Below are 16,510 nucleotides of genomic sequence, written 5' to 3' on the forward strand. Positions count from 1 at the left end.
ATGACTCTAGTTCAAAAAGCAGGTTTCTTTATCGAAAACTTATTCAAAGATAAGTTATCTCCGGCATTTCTATATCATAATTATAAGCATACGCAGGAAGTTGTTGCAAATGCTGAAATTCTTGCCAATGCGGATAATCTGAATGAGGAAGAGAAAGAAATATTGCTGGTTGCGTGTTGGTTTCACGACAGTGGGTATACAGAAGATATTATGCTGCATGAAGAGAAAAGTTGTGAGATTGCAGCAGAATTTTTAAAAAAAGAAGGTGTAAACGATGACTTTATCCGGAGGGTAAAGGAATTGATTATGTCCACAAAAGTCTGTTGTAAACCGGATAACCGAATTGAAAATATTATCCGTGATGCAGACAGTAGTCATCTGGCAAGTGAAGATTATTTCACTTACTCGGATAATCTGAGAAAAGAGTGGGAGCAAACGCTGGGGAAAGACTTCAGTAAAAAGAAATGGAATTTAGATAATTTACGTTTTTTCAGGTTTCATCAGTTCAATACAGATTATGCAAAGCAGAATTGGAACCCTATAAAAGAAAAAAACCTTCAGAAGATTGAAAATATGTTACAGGAGCAGGAAAATATAAAGAAAGATAAAAATAAAAAAGAACCTAAAAAGGAAGCTAAAGCAGACAGAAGTATAGATACAATGTTCAGGATTACACTGAGCAATCATACAAGGCTAAGTGATATTGCGGACAGTAAAGCCAATATATTACTTTCGGTAAATGCTATTATTATTTCTATTGCATTATCTACACTCTTACCCAAACTGGGATCTGAGAAGAATGAGTATTTAGTAATGCCAACTTTTATTATGCTGCTGTTTAGTGTTATCACAATTATATTCGCAATACTTTCCACAAAACCTAAAGTTACCAGTGGTGAGTTTACGAAGGAAGATCTGAAAAACAGAAAGGTGAATCTTCTATTCTTTGGTAACTTCTACAAAATGAATCTGGACGATTATACACCAGCTGTACGGGAGATGATGGAGGACCGCGATTATCTGTATGATTCTATGATCAGAGATTTATATTATCTTGGAGTTGTTTTAAACAGAAAATACAGATTGCTTAGTATTACCTACCAGATCTTCATGGTTGGAATTATTATTTCTGTAATCGCTTTTGTTTTGGCTTTCTGGACGAGTTAATGTATTATGGCATGCTTATTAAAATATGATGCGAGGCTAACCGCTCGCTCTTTATCCATATGATTGATGTATTGAAGAAAAATTTGTTCTGAAGAATGGCCAGTGGCTCCCATTAATAAAGGGGTAGGTATTTTTCCGTAAAAATTAGTTGCAAAACTTCTTCTACCTATATGACTGGATATAGCTTGCCATTTTTCTAGGAATAATTGTTTTGTTCTGAAGCCAATTCTTTTTTTTACATTTAGTATAGTATTAATGCCAGCATATTTGGCAATTAACCGAATATCTCTGTTGTAATCTCCAATATTCATATGTCTGGGGAAACAATTTCCGTTTTGTTGCAGAATATTAATAATTGCAGGATGAAGAGGAAGTAAGATTTCTTTTTTTGTTTTTTGCTGTATAAATTTAATACATATTATATCCTCTATTTTGGTTATTTTCTCCTTTGAAAAAGCCATGAAGTCAGAAAATCTTTGTCCGGAATAACAACTGATTATAAGCCAGTTTCTGGCTGGTATTAAAGCATCAGGGAGTGTTGTTTGTTTTATTTTTTTAATTTCTTGTTCTGTAAGGAACAGTACTTCTTTAGATACTTTTTTTTGTTTCAATTCAAGCTCTCTTACAGCAGTTTTTATTCCCTTTTTTTCTACAAAATTCAGAATAGTTTTTACAAAATTTAATGTTCTTAAAATAGTACTTTCACTATAGGCTTCATTTCTTCCATATATAATGAATCTGTTAATGAATTCCGGATTTATATCTTCAATGGATTGTTGTTTAATAATAAAACCTTCAAACTTGCGGATTAGATTAAAAAAGACCATGTATCGTTTATAAGTGGAATGACTTATAGATACTTTCTTGTTTTGAATATAAATCAACATAAAGTATAATAATGAGTTTTCAGGATAATGAGTATGGTTTTCCGAACAAATATTCAAAACTATTTTAGAAATGCTATACTTACTAAATGATTTTTTATTTTGAATTCTTTCATTTAGATATTTTGAAAGCTCAATTTTCAAAAAGTCAAGTTTATAGTTAAGTTCTTTATATTTCTTTATGTAAATATTTTTGGGGCGGGATTTATCATGATTCCATTCTTCTTTACAAATACTGAATGGTGTTCTCAGTTTAAAAAATTGGTTATTGAAGGTAGTGATTGTTAAGTTTATATTTTTAACTAATCCTGTATTTGTTAATTGAAAATTAAATTCCATTAGTGTGAGTTTTAGTTTTATTCGGAATTAATTTACAACTAATAAATTAAAAAAAAGTAGTCTTTATTAGACTACCTTATACTGTAAATATAAATCTTTTTTATCAATATACAAGTAAATGATTAAAAATTGTAAATCAGTATGATACTGCTTTTTGAAGTTTCATTTTTTATGATATCAATAATATTTGGAATAAAGTATTATTCTTGGTGCTTTCTAATATTTTCTTGAATTAATTTATTGTATTGCAAATCAATAAATTATAAAAGTAGTCTAATAAAGACTACTTGTAAAACACAAATATAATCTGTTGAATTAAGGACTTGGTGAAAAAGCGATATAGAATAATAAATACTATATAAAATAAAATCATCATTTGTTTATGTTAAAAATTGCTATGGCAATTTTTAGGCGGGTAATTAATTTTTGCCCGCTTTTTTCAGATTATATGTAAGCAAGAAAACCAATTAAAATTAAATACTATGATTGAAAAAAAAGAAATTGTAAAGAAAGATTATGTACCACCAGAAATTCTTGAAATTAGATTTATAGAGACAGAACAAGGTGTAGCCAATAGTTCCTCACAAATAATTCCGGGAGGTTCGGGTAATCAGCCTGCTGTTACAGATTGGGTCGAAAAAAAAGATGAAGAAAGCTGGGAATTTTAAAAATTAATTAATTATGGAAAAAAATTATATTAATAAAGGAATATTATCAATACTTTCTATGGGTTTGTTGTTCTCAGTGCTGATTGTATTTGTCAGATGTTCAGCAGACAACAGTATAGTTCCTAATGAAGGAGTTGGTATGAAGATGGTAATAAAAGTAGATGGCGTAACAGGAGATGTGATTCAGCCATTGGGTAAATCTGCAGTGGCTTCTGCTACTAGCTCTTTAAGCATTGTAAAAAACATTAACATGTCTGGTACATCGGGCAATAATATTGGTTTTGTAACAGAAGTACAGGCACAGCAATCTCCAATGGTAGCTAATGATAATTCTAGACTTATGCAATCGGCAATAGCTACGGATGGTAAACTTATCAGTAACCTTATTGCAGCTACACAAAACATGACGACTACCTATACTTACCGTATACTTATTTATGATAATAATACTGGTGAGCTATGGAATACTGTACAAGCCACGGTAGGTACGGAGATAAGACTAGATGTTGCAAAGGGAGGATCTTATACATGGTATGCATATTCTTATAATGATACAAGTAATATTCCTGCACCGGCAAATACCGCAAACCCTACAATAGATACGGCAATAGACAAAGATCTGTTGTATGCTACAGGGAGCATTAATATACCTGTTACCCCTTCGGGGCAATATCAGGCATATCCTGTAAATATTCTTTTTAATCATAAAGTAGCACAGGTAAAAGTAAGAATAGACGCTACTGTATTAGCTCAATATGCTACGATAAACGGTATTAAAGCAAGCTTCGTAGAGAATAATTACATAAAAACAGGAACATTTGATATCAAAGGAAACAGTATGGGCAATTTACAGGTTGTTCCTACGACAGATATTTTTACAACGACATCCCCAACTAATATTTGGGAGGCTGTTTATTATACAGCAGATCCGGTATCTCTAGCATCATATAAAATAAATATCACGGATTTGCCCGTTACTTTTAAAGATGTTGATGCCAGTATGGCAAACAGAAATCTTGCAACCTATAACGGAAATGGTCCAGCGGTTACGCCTACTTTTACCTTTAATTTTACAGGTCCCACAGCCGGACAAACCCTGCTGGGAGTTGCCAATCTTAAGTATACTCCAACTCTGAAAAGAATTGTACACTATTCAGGGGGATCAGCAGCGGTTGGCTATGCTAGTCAATCGGGTACCGGTTGGAAGTTTTTACAATCAGACTATAACTTCGGTACTTCTGCTAATAGTTTAGTTAATGTAGCAAAACCATGGCCTGGAACAACAGCTAGTTCCACTACGGCTGCGCCGGCTAACTATACTTCTTCTGAGACTACTTTTAGAGGATATTTAACGGCTGCGAATAAACCAGATATTGTAATAATGGGTGTTTTAGGAGATATAACATTGGCCAGTACACGGACAGCTCTAGTAAATTATATTAATGGTGGTGGTGTAGTTATAATGCTGTACGAAAATACTAGTTACGCGAGTAGTTTTCTAAATGAACTTTTAGGAGTAACTAATATTACTCAGAGAACTTTATCTGGAGCGGGTTCTATGTATCCTACTAATAATACAAATGATGAAATACTGAATGGTATATTTGGAGATGCACGCTTACAATATTGGGGAGAAGATGCCAATTTTTCACAAGGAATATTAAATCTGCCTACCACCGAAGCTACAATTTATGCCTATGGTCAGGCTATTAACGCTACTTCGAATGCGAATAATGCTAATGCTGTTAGTATGTTTAAGTTAAAGAATAAAAGTCTGTTTTTTGTAGGCGATGGTGGCTTCACTTCTAATATAGAGGGAAATGCTAGCTCCATTATTTGTCCGTTCAGAACCGATTATACCAATACTTACCGACCCGTACCTAAGCCTTATGGTGGTGCCGGAGCTGGTTATACAGCACAAAGTAAAAGTGCTTATAATAGCATCATATTTGGTAATGTAATGCAATGGGCTATAAAGCGAGCCGAATACTATGGGTACAATCAGTGGAAATATAAAAATCCACCAACACCATGATATTAAGAAAATGAATTTATAATATTTTCTAAACAATCATCATCATTTTGTTTTTCCAAAACTACAATGTTTTGCAGGATATCTGAAAAGGTATCCTGTTTTTATTTATAAAATCTATATGTGGACGAGTTAATCCGGAAGCTGACAAGTCATTTCTACAACCTTATTTCTATTAATACCTACCCGTATCGCTTTTAATCCACTTGCTCCTGGTAATTCTTCTACTTCCAGTTTTTCAACCTGGGAAGTCAGGTATCCTTTTTCCTGTAGTCTTTGTATATAGGAATAGTATTCCTTTTCATCCTCGTTAGAAGAATATACAATACAGATTTTTCCGGGTTGTGTAATTCTTTCGGTTGTATTTTTAATATAAGCTTTGTCAATACGTTTCTTGATGACTTCGTAACGCGAATTGTATGCGCCGTCTACATCAAAACGTTTTTCATCCATACGGAAGCGTATAGATAGTGAAACGTTGAATACCAATATAAGAGAATGCACATCCAGATTATAAGGCAGACAGGATTTTATGGATTCATGGGATAATTCCATTTCACATAATGTTTCCAGTTGCCAGAATCTTAACTGATGCAAAATTTCTTTGGAGTAATGCTGGGTAGGATGTATGGATTGGCCTACATATATATTATGCTCTACACCATCGGTTTTGAAAAGTTCAAAATAATGCGGGAAAATAAGCTGAGCTTCCTGTTCTCTTTTTTCCAGAAGACTGGCGAAATTTTTATTAACAGCACTAACTGTTTCATCAAAAGCCTTTCTTCTTTTATAAAGAAGTTGTCCGTTTGAATCCATCAGGCTGAAATAATTTTTTATTTCAGGGGAATCATTTCCTTCCAGTTCAGGATGTACTTTATTGGCCAGAAAGCGTATAACCCTCTGCTCTGTATCTGTTTTTAAACCTATTTCAACCTCTTCTGCAAGAATTTTCAGTCCAAATGAGATTTTCTCATTGACTGCTTTTTCATCTTTCAGATTTTCATAAATAGAGATAAGTCTGTTCAGCTGCTCCAGGAGATCTTCCTGCTGTGCCTTGTTTCGTATGCTGGAAGAAGATTTGATGTCAGTTTGTCCGTATAAAGGATAAACATGATCGAAAGATATTTCTTTCAGACTATATTCCTCATTTCGTAAGTTTCCAAAGAATGCATTTTGTGCTTCATCACGGAATTTCCAGGCAACACTAGGGTGAAGGGAAGTATATTCCTGCTGAATGATAGCATCCAGTTTTGTTTGCCATTCATAATGGAACCTACTGATAGAAAATAGCAAGAAAGGAGTAATAAAGTCCAGCTTTTTTACTTTCAGACTGTTAAATGCACCTTTAATACCTGATGACATTTCCAGAATGGCAAGTAGCTGATTGTCCTTTACCACAGGGATCATAATGAAGCTATGTACATTATGCTCTATAAAATAACTGGAGATAAACTGAAATTTTTCTGAATCGGCGTATTTGTAAACATCAGAAACAACAATAGGTTTGTTGCTTTGTGCTAAAGCCTCATAAGCTTCTTTACCAATTGCATCGAAGCCTAGTTTATCGTAAAGAAACTCTAAAATGGAGCTGGAGAAAAGAGCACGATTATTTTGCAGTTTTTCCAGTCTGTTTTGTTCATGATTAAAGAACATAAATCCGGTACGAAGATCCGGAATCTCGAAATAAGAACGCAGGATAGGCTCGAAGCTATTGTCCAGAGCTCCTGTTTCTGGATCTATACTTAGCAGATTCGACTTTAATTCGGAAAGAGAAAAATCTGGTGTTACATCTGTCAGGCTGATAATAAAGAAGCCTTTTAGTATCCAGCTTCCGGGTGGGAATTTGGTTTTCCAGAGATCTGTATTTTCATAATTGTCCAGAAGAAGTTCAATTTCATCATCATTCAGAAAATGCGCTTTTTCTGTAGGAATAGTCTCCGTGAAATCAGCATTTATGGTTAGACGATAGTGTCTTACAATTCCCAATTTATCCGGGATATCGAAATACAGAGGAGTTGTAGTCTTTATTTCTTTTTTGAAGTATGTATGAATAATTACAACACAATTCATAATGTAGAAATAATCATCATCCAAATCCCGAATTTTGATTTCGAAACTCTGGCCGGCATCTGATAATAGTGTTTTAAACCTTTCTGTGTAGTTAAATGTAAGATTGAAGAAAGGAATACTGGCTGCTTTTATTTCATTGTTGGTTAAAGCAGTTGGAAATAGATTGGCAAGGAGTTGGTGTATAAGTTCTTCATTATTACGAATAACATTTACATCATCGAAGCCTTCTCTTAGTTCAGGAACCTTATCTACCTTTTCTAAAAGCGCACGGGCGTATTCGGATCTGTAAGATTCCGGATCCTGATCCCGTATTTTTTCAAGCACCTCAATATATTTATGAAATGCAATACGCAGTATAAAAGGTGATTCTTTCTCCTGAAACATAGCATGCAAATTTAAACAATAATAGGTAATTTAGGAACTAAACGGTTGTTTAATTTTGGGAATTATGTTATAGATAAAAGCATTTGCAATTCAATTACAAACCCTGTAGGTATCAGGGATTTATAGGCTATTTGGTCTTGTTTGAAACCCTGGTAATCAAGTATAATTCAGGAAAATAATCTGGAATTATAATTAGTCTGAAGAGAAAATAACCAATCTCCGGACTTGTTTTATATATTTTTTGGATTTTATGTTATAAAAATATTTTAAATCGGGAAATATCTTATTGTTTGATAATATTTTGCATTGATTTTTTCTGCCCGGAATCCTTTCATAAAAATATTTATTATATTAATACTAGGTGAAAAGTCTTTTGTTGTGCGGTTTTACAAATATTTGTATTGATTAATAATGAAAAGAATAAAAAATATTTGTTTTTAATAATTTTTATTTAATTTTATATAAAACTAAATCACAAAAATTAATTAGATGAAAACCGCAAATTTTTCTTTTGCATTATGCCTTTCTGTGGTTATAATGTTATTTATCAAATGTACAAGAAGCGAACAAGATCTGTCAGTAACTAAGGATGCCTCTGCGCAGAAATCAGGAGTTACAGTATCAGCACTTAATCTAAGCAATCTTATTGCTTACAAAAACAGTGATCACCAGATTTCGGCTGGTTATTACAGAACATGGAGAGACAGCGCTACAGCAAGTGGAAATCTCCCGAGTATGAGATGGTTGCCGGATAGCCTGGATATGGTAATGGTATTTCCGGATTATACACCTCCGGAAAATGCATACTGGAATACTTTGAAAACTAATTACGTTCCTTATCTTCATAAACGGGGAACTAAAGTTATTATAACATTGGGAGACCTGAACAGTGCAACAACTACGGGTGGGCAAGACTCTATAGGCTATTCTTCATGGGCTAAAGGAATTTATGATAAATGGGTTGGAGAGTATAACCTGGATGGAATCGATATTGATATAGAAAGTAGCCCAAGCGGAGCAACGCTGACTAAATTTGTTGCGGCAACCAAAGCATTGTCTAAATATTTCGGTCCTAAATCGGGTACAGGAAAAACATTTGTATACGATACCAATCAGAATCCTACTAACTTCTTTATTCAGACTGCTCCGCGATACAACTATGTATTCCTTCAGGCATACGGTAGAAGCACAACTAACCTTACAACAGTTTCCGGACTTTATGCACCATACATCAGCATGAAACAATTTTTACCTGGTTTCTCTTTCTATGAAGAAAATGGATATCCTGGAAATTACTGGAATGATGTAAGGTATCCTCAGAACGGAACTGGCCGTGCATACGGTTATGCCCGTTGGCAGCCTGCAACAGGTAAGAAAGGTGGAGTATTCTCTTATGCTATAGAAAGAGATGCACCACTAATGTCTTCCAACGACAACACTCTCCGTGCACCAAACTTCCGAGTGACAAAGGATCTGATCAAAATTATGAATCCTTAATAAGTTTTATACGAACCCCGGAACAATACTGATTTCATAAATTTTGCATTGAATTATTTTCATTGCAGTATGGGATGGTTTCTATTGTAACACTAATTATTAAATAAAAACAGACTATGAAAAAAATCTTTTTTACCCAGTGCTCAATACTTCTATTGATACTGGGATCATGTTCCAAGATGACAGAGGATATGACACCTGAGTCAGTTAATAAAGAAGCATCGGTTAAAAATGCTGCTGCTTTGGCGGGCTCTAATGGTGTCTGTATTGCTTATTATATTACTGATGGAAGAAATCCGACATTCAAACTGAAAGATATACCGGATAAAGTAGATATGGTAATACTTTTTGGACTGAAGTACTGGAGCCTGCAGGATACTACCAAACTACCGGCAGGTACTGGAATGATGGGTAGTTTTAAATCTTATAAAGACTTGGAAACTCAGATACGTTCTCTTCAAAGCAGAGGTATTAAAGTATTACAGAATATAGATGATGATGTAAGCTGGCAGTCTACTAAGCCGGGAGGTTTTGCCTCCGCTGCTGCATACGGAGATGCTATAAAATCAATTGTTATTGACAAGTGGAAACTGGACGGGATAAGCCTGGATGTAGAACATACCGGAGCAAAGCCTAATCCAATACCAGCATTTCCGGGTTATGCAGCAACAGGTTATAACGGCTGGTATTCCGGAAGTATGGCAGCAACACCTGCATTTCTGAATGTAATAAGTGAACTGACTAAATATTTCGGTACTACTGCACCAAATAATAAACAATTACAAATCGCTTCAGGTATCGATGTATATGCATGGAATAAGATTATGGAAAATTTCCGCAATAATTTTAATTATATTCAGCTACAATCTTATGGTGCTAACGTAAGCAGAACACAGCTAATGATGAATTATGCTACCGGTACCAATAAAATCCCGGCCAGTAAAATGGTTTTTGGCGCTTATGCTGAAGGCGGAACAAATCTGGCTGCTGATGTTGAGGTTGCTAAATGGACACCTACGCAGGGAGCTAAAGGTGGAATGATGATTTATACTTATAATTCTAATGTTAGCTATGCCAATGCTGTAAAAGATGCAGTGAAGAACTAATGCCCATAAATAAAACTGGTTAACCAAACAGGTTAACACATAGAGCCAATACAATAATTCGTGAGTTTGTTAATAGAGTGGGGCTTCAGAATTTCTGAAGCCTTACTTGTTTATAATTATTAAGAAGAGGCTAATAAAAAAGGCTGTCTTATTATAAGACAGCCTTTTTTATTAGATAAGAATGGATTGATTATCCTCCAAACTGTATATTAAAAAGATCAGGATAAACTCCTAATACGATAATTGCAATTGTAATAACTACTGCCAGGATGTTGTAAGTAAGACTTACTTTTTCGCTGGTTTTGAAAGTTGTTTCTTTAAAGAAGAACATCGCAATAATAGGTCTCAGGTAGTAAGCGATACTTAACGCAGAACCCAGGATTGCTACTAATACTAAGAATGCAGCACCATTCATTGCCTGACTGAATAAACTGAATTTCCCAACGAAACCTGCCGTTAATGGAATACCAGCCATAGATAATAATGAAACTGTAGCTACAATAGCCAGTAAAGGTTCTGTTTTAGCAAGACCTTTGAATGCATTGTAAGATACTTCTCTTTTTACTTTTTCTACCCAGATTAGTGTTAAGAAAGCACCAATAGTAGATAGAGAATATGCTAAAAGATAGAAAGCCATTTTCTCTAAAGAGTTTTCATTCATTCCGAAGAATATCAAACCGATATATCCGGCATGCGAAACACTGGAGTAAGCAAGCATTCTCTTCATGTTAGTCTGAGCAAGTCCCATACAGTTAGCCAATAGCAATGTAATGATTACAAAGCTTCCCATAATGTTTAACCAGTTACCATAGGTTCCTGCGAAACCAATAACCATTAACTTGAATAGTGCACCGAAAGCTGAAATTTTAACTACGGTTGCCATAAAAGAGGTAATGATAGATGGTGCTCCCTGATATACATCCGGGCTCCACATATGGAATGGTGCCAAAGAAGTTTTAAACGCCATTGCACAAAGCATAAGGATAAAACCTAAAATAAACATTGGGTTTTTCCCGGACTGAAGGCTGAATTTGTGAATCTCTGTAAGATCAAATGATCCAGTACTTCCGTAGATCATAGCAATACCGAAAAGTAAGAATCCGGTAGCAAATGCACCTGTTAAGAAATACTTCATAGAAGCTTCAATAGAGCGAAGATCTGTTTTATTAGCTCCTGCCATTACATATAAAGGAATAGAAAGAATCTCAATTCCTAAGAATAATGTAACAAGGTTTTTGAATCCAAATAATGTAATACCTCCACATAATGATAAAAGCATTAATGCATATAATTCGGACTGGTGACTTCTGTGATTGTTGAATGCAAATCCTCCAAGAAAGAAGATAAGCAGTGTAACAACAATAGAAATCTGTGTTAATAGTCTTGCAGGTTTATCATACAAGTACATGTTATCGTACTTCAGGAAAAAGCTACAGTCTGGCATATAGCTTACATAGAAAGCTATTAAAAGCCCTAAAATACCAATATATCTTGAGAATTTGCTTTGGTTGAATACCCCGGCAAAAAGCGATAATACTGCTGTTATGAAAATTATAATAAATACCGTCATTTTCCTTTCAATTAATTATTCATTGATTTGAAGATAAACTCCAACGAACTATGTACCATCTCCAGAATACTATTTGGGAAGATCCCGAAAAGTATTACAAATACAACCAGCGAAGCCAGTACAGAGAATTCTACTCCCGAAACATCTTTCATGTTAGCAAGAAGAACTTCGTCTCCTTTTCCAAACATTGCTTTTCCGTACATTCTAAGCATATATACAGCACAAAGTATAACAGTAAGACCTGATATAATAACCGCTGTTGTATTATAATCTGAAATAGACTTTAATAAGATAAATTCACCGATGAAACCATTAGTTAACGGAACTGCCATAGATCCGAATACAATGATCAGGAACAGAACTGCAAACTTAGGTGCTACCTTAGCAAGTCCACCCATTTGTCTGATATCTCTTGTTTTGAATCTTCTGTATAAGATATCCGCACAGTAGAATAAACCAACGATATTTATACCGTGGGCGAAAGCTTGTATAACAGCACCTTCAGCACCTTCGGTAGTGAAGCGTCCGTTAAGGGTAAGAATTGCAGAAGCAAAAATACCCGCTACAATTAGTCCAATGTGAGAAAGAGAAGAATAAGTGATGATTCTTTTAATATCGTTTTTAACAATAGCGATTAATGCACCGTAAACGATACCTATAATAGCCAATGTTAATACAATCTGACCTGAAATTCCCAGAATAGCTCCAGGTGCAATCGGAAGAAGATATCTTAAAACTCCGAAGATTGCCATTTTCAGCATGATACCGGAAAGAAGCATTGTTCCTTCGGTAGGAGAGTAAGTATAAGTATCCGGCTGCCATGTATGGAACGGAAATACGGGTAATTTTACAGCGAATGCTACAAAAATAAACCAGAAAACTATAGTTTGTTGGGTAACGTTAAGATCTGAGTTATACATATCCAGTAGTGCAAAAGATGCAGAGTGGTTGTATACGTAGATAAGACCACCTAACATGAATAATGAACCGATAAATGTATACACGAAGAACTTAGTCGTGAAACGAAGCTTCTGATCTTCCTGACCCCATAGTCCACAAATGAACCAAATCGGGATAAGAGTTACTTCCCAGAAAGCATAGAACATTAAACCATCTAACGAAGTAAATACTCCGATAAGACCGAACTGCATTAATAAGATTAATCCGTAGAAAGAATTCTTATATTTTACAGTCTGACTAAAAGAAGACAGTATAATTAATGAAGTTAATATAGTGGTTAATAAAATAAACAGCATTGATAAACCATCAACACCCAAATGTAAAGAAGTCTTCAGGAATGAAGATTCCGGGGTGTTGATTTGATACTGTAAGTTCTGGCTGTCTATAGTTGCTGCAAAGTCTAGTCCTGAAAGCATATAGAATGACAAAGCCATTTCTAAAAATGCCAGTACTAAAGCTATGTACTTAGCGCTTGGACTTTTCCATGCAAAAACCAGAGCAGATCCAATAACTGGTATTAGTAATAGTGCTAATAACATCTTATGAATTCAATAAAAAGTTAACAATTAATATAATCCCTACTGCCAATGACATAATCAGCACATAAGTTTCTACATTTCCATTCTGAAGGCGCTTGAAAGATTTTCCAGAATCTTCAGCTCCGTTTGCAATAAAGTTTACAATACGATCGAGTACAGCTTTATCAAACATTGATGCTGCTTTACCCATTCCTTCAATAGGCTTTACAATCATTGCATTATAAATCTCATCAATTTTTAACTTCTGAGCAGAAAGTCTTTCCCATCCAACATATTTGCTGTCTGGTAATGCCATTTTCTTTTTGTTTACATAAGTATTTCTTACAATAAACCATACAATAAAGAACATGGCAACAGTAATGGCTAATAAAATCCATTCTGTAGCTACGCTTACTTCCGGTAATTCGATCGGAGAGATGATTATTTTGTTTAGCCAGTGTGCCAGTTTTTGGGAATGGTCATGGGAAACAAAGTGCGGAAGGTTGAAGAAACCACCAACAACTGAAAGAATAGCCAGTACAATTAGTGGTAAAGTCATATTCAGCGGACTTTCATGTAAATGATGTTCTTGTTCTTTTGATCCTCTGAACTCTCCAAAGAAAGTAAGGTATAAAAGACGGAACATATAGATAGCAGTCATGGCAGCACTTACAAAAGTAAAGAACCATACTACAGGGTTTTTAGCAAATGCAGTTACAAGGATTTCATCTTTAGAAATCATCCCCGATAAGAATGGGAAACCTGTAATAGCAAGGGTACCGATAAGGAATGTCCAGTAAGTTACCGGGATTTTCTTTCTCAGTCCACCCATATGTCTCATATCCTGCTCTCCGCTCATGGCGTGGATTACAGAACCCGATCCTAAGAATAATAAAGCTTTGAAGAAAGCATGTGTCATCAGATGGAACATTGCCGTTGTATAAGATCCGGCACCTAAAGCGATGAACATAAAACCTAACTGTGATACAGTAGAGTATGCCAATACCTTTTTAATGTCGTTCTGTCTTAGCGCAATGAACGATGCAATTAAAGAAGTTGCTAAACCGATGTACATAATGAACTCCATTGTACTAGGTGCCAACGTATATAAGAAGTTAGAACGTACAACCAAGTAGATACCAGCTGTAACCATAGTTGCAGCGTGGATTAGTGCAGATACCGGTGTTGGACCTGCCATTGCATCCGGTAACCATGTGAATAACGGAATCTGTGCAGATTTACCCATTGCTCCGATAAACAGAGATACAGTGATGAAAAGAATAATACCACCATTATACTCGAACTTAGAAGCATTCTGAGCAACTGTCAGATAATCGATTGCGTTAAGCTGGTAAGCGATAGCGAAGATACCAATTAGTAAACCAAGGTCACCAATACGGTTCATGATGAAAGCTTTTCTTGCAGCTTTTCCATATTCTACGTTATCATACCAGAAACCGATTAGTAAGTAAGAACAAACTCCTACACCTTCCCATCCTATGAAAAGGATTAGATAGTTACTTCCCATTACTAATAAAAGCATGGAGAAGATAAACAGGTTAAGGTAAGTGAAGAATTTGTAGAAACCTGCATCATGGCTCATATAACCGATAGAGTACAGGTGTATTAAAGAACCAATTCCGGTGATGATTAATACCATCATCAGTGATAACTGGTCTATTTGTAATGAAAAGTTAATTGGAACTCCGTCAATCTGAAACCACTTGAACAAACGTACAATAGTAACAGAAGAGTCCGCAGTGTAATCGGAGAAAATTGAAGCAGCCAGAACAAACGAAACAAAAACAACAAGAGTTGCTAGTCCGCCTACTACTACTTTAGGCAAATGCTTTCCGAATAAGCCGTTAATCAGAAACCCTATTAACGGTAAAATAAGTATAGCTATAATCAAATTATCCATCAGCAATTATCCTTTTAATTTGTTAAATACACTTACATCCACAGAGCGGGTATTTCTGTACATCATCGTTAAGATTGCCAATCCTACAGCAACTTCGGCTGCAGCAACCACCATGATGAAGAATACCAGTACCTGAGCATGTCCATCTCCTTTGTATGCTGAAAAAGCAGCTAACAGTAGGTTTACCGAGTTCAGCATTAGCTCAACACATCCAAGAATAATAATCGCATTTTTACGGATTAATACTCCTAAAACACCTAAACTGAACAACAGACTGCATAGAATAATATAATGTTCTATCGGAACAGCCTGTAACATCGAATTAGTTACTTCTCCCATTTTATATATCTTTTTTACCGATTAATACTGCACTGATAATTGCGGTAAGAATTAATACACTCGCAAGCTCAAATGGCAATACATACTCGTTAAACAATAATTTTCCTAGGTTTTTGGTAAGACCTACACCATTGTCGGAAACAGCTACTTTAGCAGTCCCCTGGATACCTCTGTAGGCTCCTAATAATCCTGTTAATAATATTCCTGCGGAAATAATTCCGATGAATTTCATATAGTTCTTCTTGCTGGATTCGTCTTTTGCATTCAGATTCAACATCATCAGGATGTATAAGAAAAGTACCATGATGGCACCTGCATATACAATGATCTGTACAATTCCTAAAAACTGGGCATTCAACAAAATATACATTCCTGCAATAGAGAAGAATGTAATAACAAGAGATAAGATGCTATATAACGGGTTTCTTGCAAAAACCATATAAACAGCGCTGGCTAACGCTAACAGTGCTACAAAATAAAAAATATACTGCTCCATTATTCCGGTTGGTTATAAGATTTCTTTTGACGATCAGAAATATCGATACGGTTGTTCATATCTTCTACCAATTTGTCCTTTCCGTATACAAAAGAACCTCTGTTAGTTTCTACATCTACCAATCTGTCTGTTAAATAAATTGCTGATTTTGGACATGCATCTTCACACAACCCACAGAAAATACATCTCAGCATATTGATTTCGTATACTGAAGCATATTTTTCCTCGCGGTATAGATGCTTTTCCTCTTTTGTTCTTTCTGCAGCAGTCATTGTAATGGCTTCTGCAGGGCAAGCTACAGCACAAAGACCGCAGGCCGTACAACGTTCTCTGCCTTCATCGTCTCTTTTCAGGACATGCTGACCACGCCATACTTTTGCAAAAATCCTTCTTTCTTCAGGATAGCTGAAAGTATTATTTTTCTGGAAAGCGTGCTTCAGCGTAATCCCCATACCTTTGAAAATGGCAGGCAGATAGCTTCTTTCGGCTAAAGTCATCTCTTTATTGGAGACTACTTTTGATCTGTTCGTTAGTTTCATCTTATTGTAATTATCAGATG

The 16,510-nt window shown here is 35.2% G+C and carries 13 protein-coding genes; 5 read left to right on the forward strand and 8 right to left on the reverse strand.

Annotated features, from left to right (window positions below; translation table 11 throughout):
- A complete protein-coding gene (locus BAZ10_RS07970) occupies window positions 1-1,167 on the forward strand; it encodes a Pycsar system effector family protein (protein WP_078771602.1) in 1,167 nt (388 codons plus the stop codon).
- On the opposite strand, the gene BAZ10_RS07975 is transcribed toward BAZ10_RS07970, so the two are convergent.
- Window positions 1,164-2,390, reverse strand: coding sequence for a tyrosine-type recombinase/integrase (locus tag BAZ10_RS07975; RefSeq protein WP_078771603.1), 1,227 nt, complete (start codon window positions 2,388-2,390; stop codon window positions 1,164-1,166). The two genes, BAZ10_RS07970 and BAZ10_RS07975, sit on opposite strands and share 4 nt — an antisense overlap.
- Window positions 2,391-2,872: 482 nt before the next feature.
- Between BAZ10_RS07975 and BAZ10_RS07980 the strand changes: the two genes are divergently transcribed.
- Both BAZ10_RS07980 and BAZ10_RS07985 read left to right on the forward strand, forming a co-directional pair.
- Window positions 2,873-3,058: a hypothetical protein gene (locus BAZ10_RS07980; protein WP_078771604.1), complete on the forward strand. Its 186-nt coding sequence runs from the start codon at window positions 2,873-2,875 to the stop codon at window positions 3,056-3,058.
- 13 nt (window positions 3,059-3,071) lie between these two features.
- Entirely contained in the window at window positions 3,072-5,093 is a 2,022-nt protein-coding gene (locus tag BAZ10_RS07985; RefSeq protein ID WP_078771605.1) for a hypothetical protein, read from the forward strand.
- A gap of 129 nt (window positions 5,094-5,222) precedes the next feature.
- On the opposite strand, the gene BAZ10_RS07990 is transcribed toward BAZ10_RS07985, so the two are convergent.
- Complete coding sequence (locus BAZ10_RS07990; protein WP_078771606.1) at window positions 5,223-7,544, reverse strand: GAF domain-containing protein; 2,322 nt, start codon at window positions 7,542-7,544, stop codon at window positions 5,223-5,225.
- 489 nt (window positions 7,545-8,033) lie between these two features.
- On the opposite strand from BAZ10_RS07990, the gene BAZ10_RS07995 reads away from it, so the two are divergent.
- Both BAZ10_RS07995 and endOF3 read left to right on the forward strand, forming a co-directional pair.
- Window positions 8,034-9,041 (forward strand): endo-beta-N-acetylglucosaminidase family protein, encoded by a 1,008-nt coding sequence (locus BAZ10_RS07995; RefSeq protein WP_078771607.1) that lies wholly within the window; start codon window positions 8,034-8,036, stop codon window positions 9,039-9,041.
- 116 nt (window positions 9,042-9,157) lie between these two features.
- Window positions 9,158-10,147, forward strand: a complete 990-nt coding sequence (gene endOF3, locus BAZ10_RS08000; protein WP_078771608.1) for an endo-beta-N-acetylglucosaminidase F3 — start codon at window positions 9,158-9,160, stop codon at window positions 10,145-10,147.
- Between the two features lie 190 nt (window positions 10,148-10,337).
- Here the strand turns inward: endOF3 and BAZ10_RS08005 are convergent, their stop codons facing one another.
- From BAZ10_RS08005 to BAZ10_RS08030, 6 genes are read right to left on the reverse strand one after another with little or no spacing between them, the layout of a single operon-like run.
- Entirely contained in the window at window positions 10,338-11,717 is a 1,380-nt protein-coding gene (locus BAZ10_RS08005; protein ID WP_078771609.1) for an NADH-quinone oxidoreductase subunit N, read from the reverse strand.
- 11 nt (window positions 11,718-11,728) lie between these two features.
- Window positions 11,729-13,216: a complex I subunit 4 family protein gene (locus BAZ10_RS08010; RefSeq protein WP_078771610.1), complete on the reverse strand. Its 1,488-nt coding sequence runs from the start codon at window positions 13,214-13,216 to the stop codon at window positions 11,729-11,731.
- A 1-nt stretch (window position 13,217) separates the two neighbouring features.
- On the reverse strand, window positions 13,218-15,116 hold the full coding sequence (gene nuoL, locus BAZ10_RS08015) for an NADH-quinone oxidoreductase subunit L (protein ID WP_078771846.1): 1,899 nt from the start codon (window positions 15,114-15,116) through the stop codon (window positions 13,218-13,220).
- A 6-nt stretch (window positions 15,117-15,122) separates the two neighbouring features.
- The gene (nuoK, locus tag BAZ10_RS08020) at window positions 15,123-15,455 is read right to left on the reverse strand and encodes an NADH-quinone oxidoreductase subunit NuoK (RefSeq protein WP_009087746.1); all 333 of its coding nucleotides are present in this window, start codon (window positions 15,453-15,455) and stop codon (window positions 15,123-15,125) included.
- A 1-nt stretch (window position 15,456) separates the two neighbouring features.
- Window positions 15,457-15,951, reverse strand: a complete 495-nt coding sequence (locus tag BAZ10_RS08025) for an NADH-quinone oxidoreductase subunit J family protein (protein ID WP_034868780.1) — start codon at window positions 15,949-15,951, stop codon at window positions 15,457-15,459.
- Window positions 15,951-16,490: a NuoI/complex I 23 kDa subunit family protein gene (locus BAZ10_RS08030; protein ID WP_034868781.1), complete on the reverse strand. Its 540-nt coding sequence runs from the start codon at window positions 16,488-16,490 to the stop codon at window positions 15,951-15,953. The genes BAZ10_RS08025 and BAZ10_RS08030 overlap by 1 nt, the downstream gene beginning before the upstream one ends.
- Window positions 16,491-16,510: the final 20 nt, after the last annotated feature.

Source organism: Elizabethkingia occulta, assembly GCF_002023715.1.
GTDB lineage: Bacteria > Bacteroidota > Bacteroidia > Flavobacteriales > Weeksellaceae > Elizabethkingia > Elizabethkingia occulta.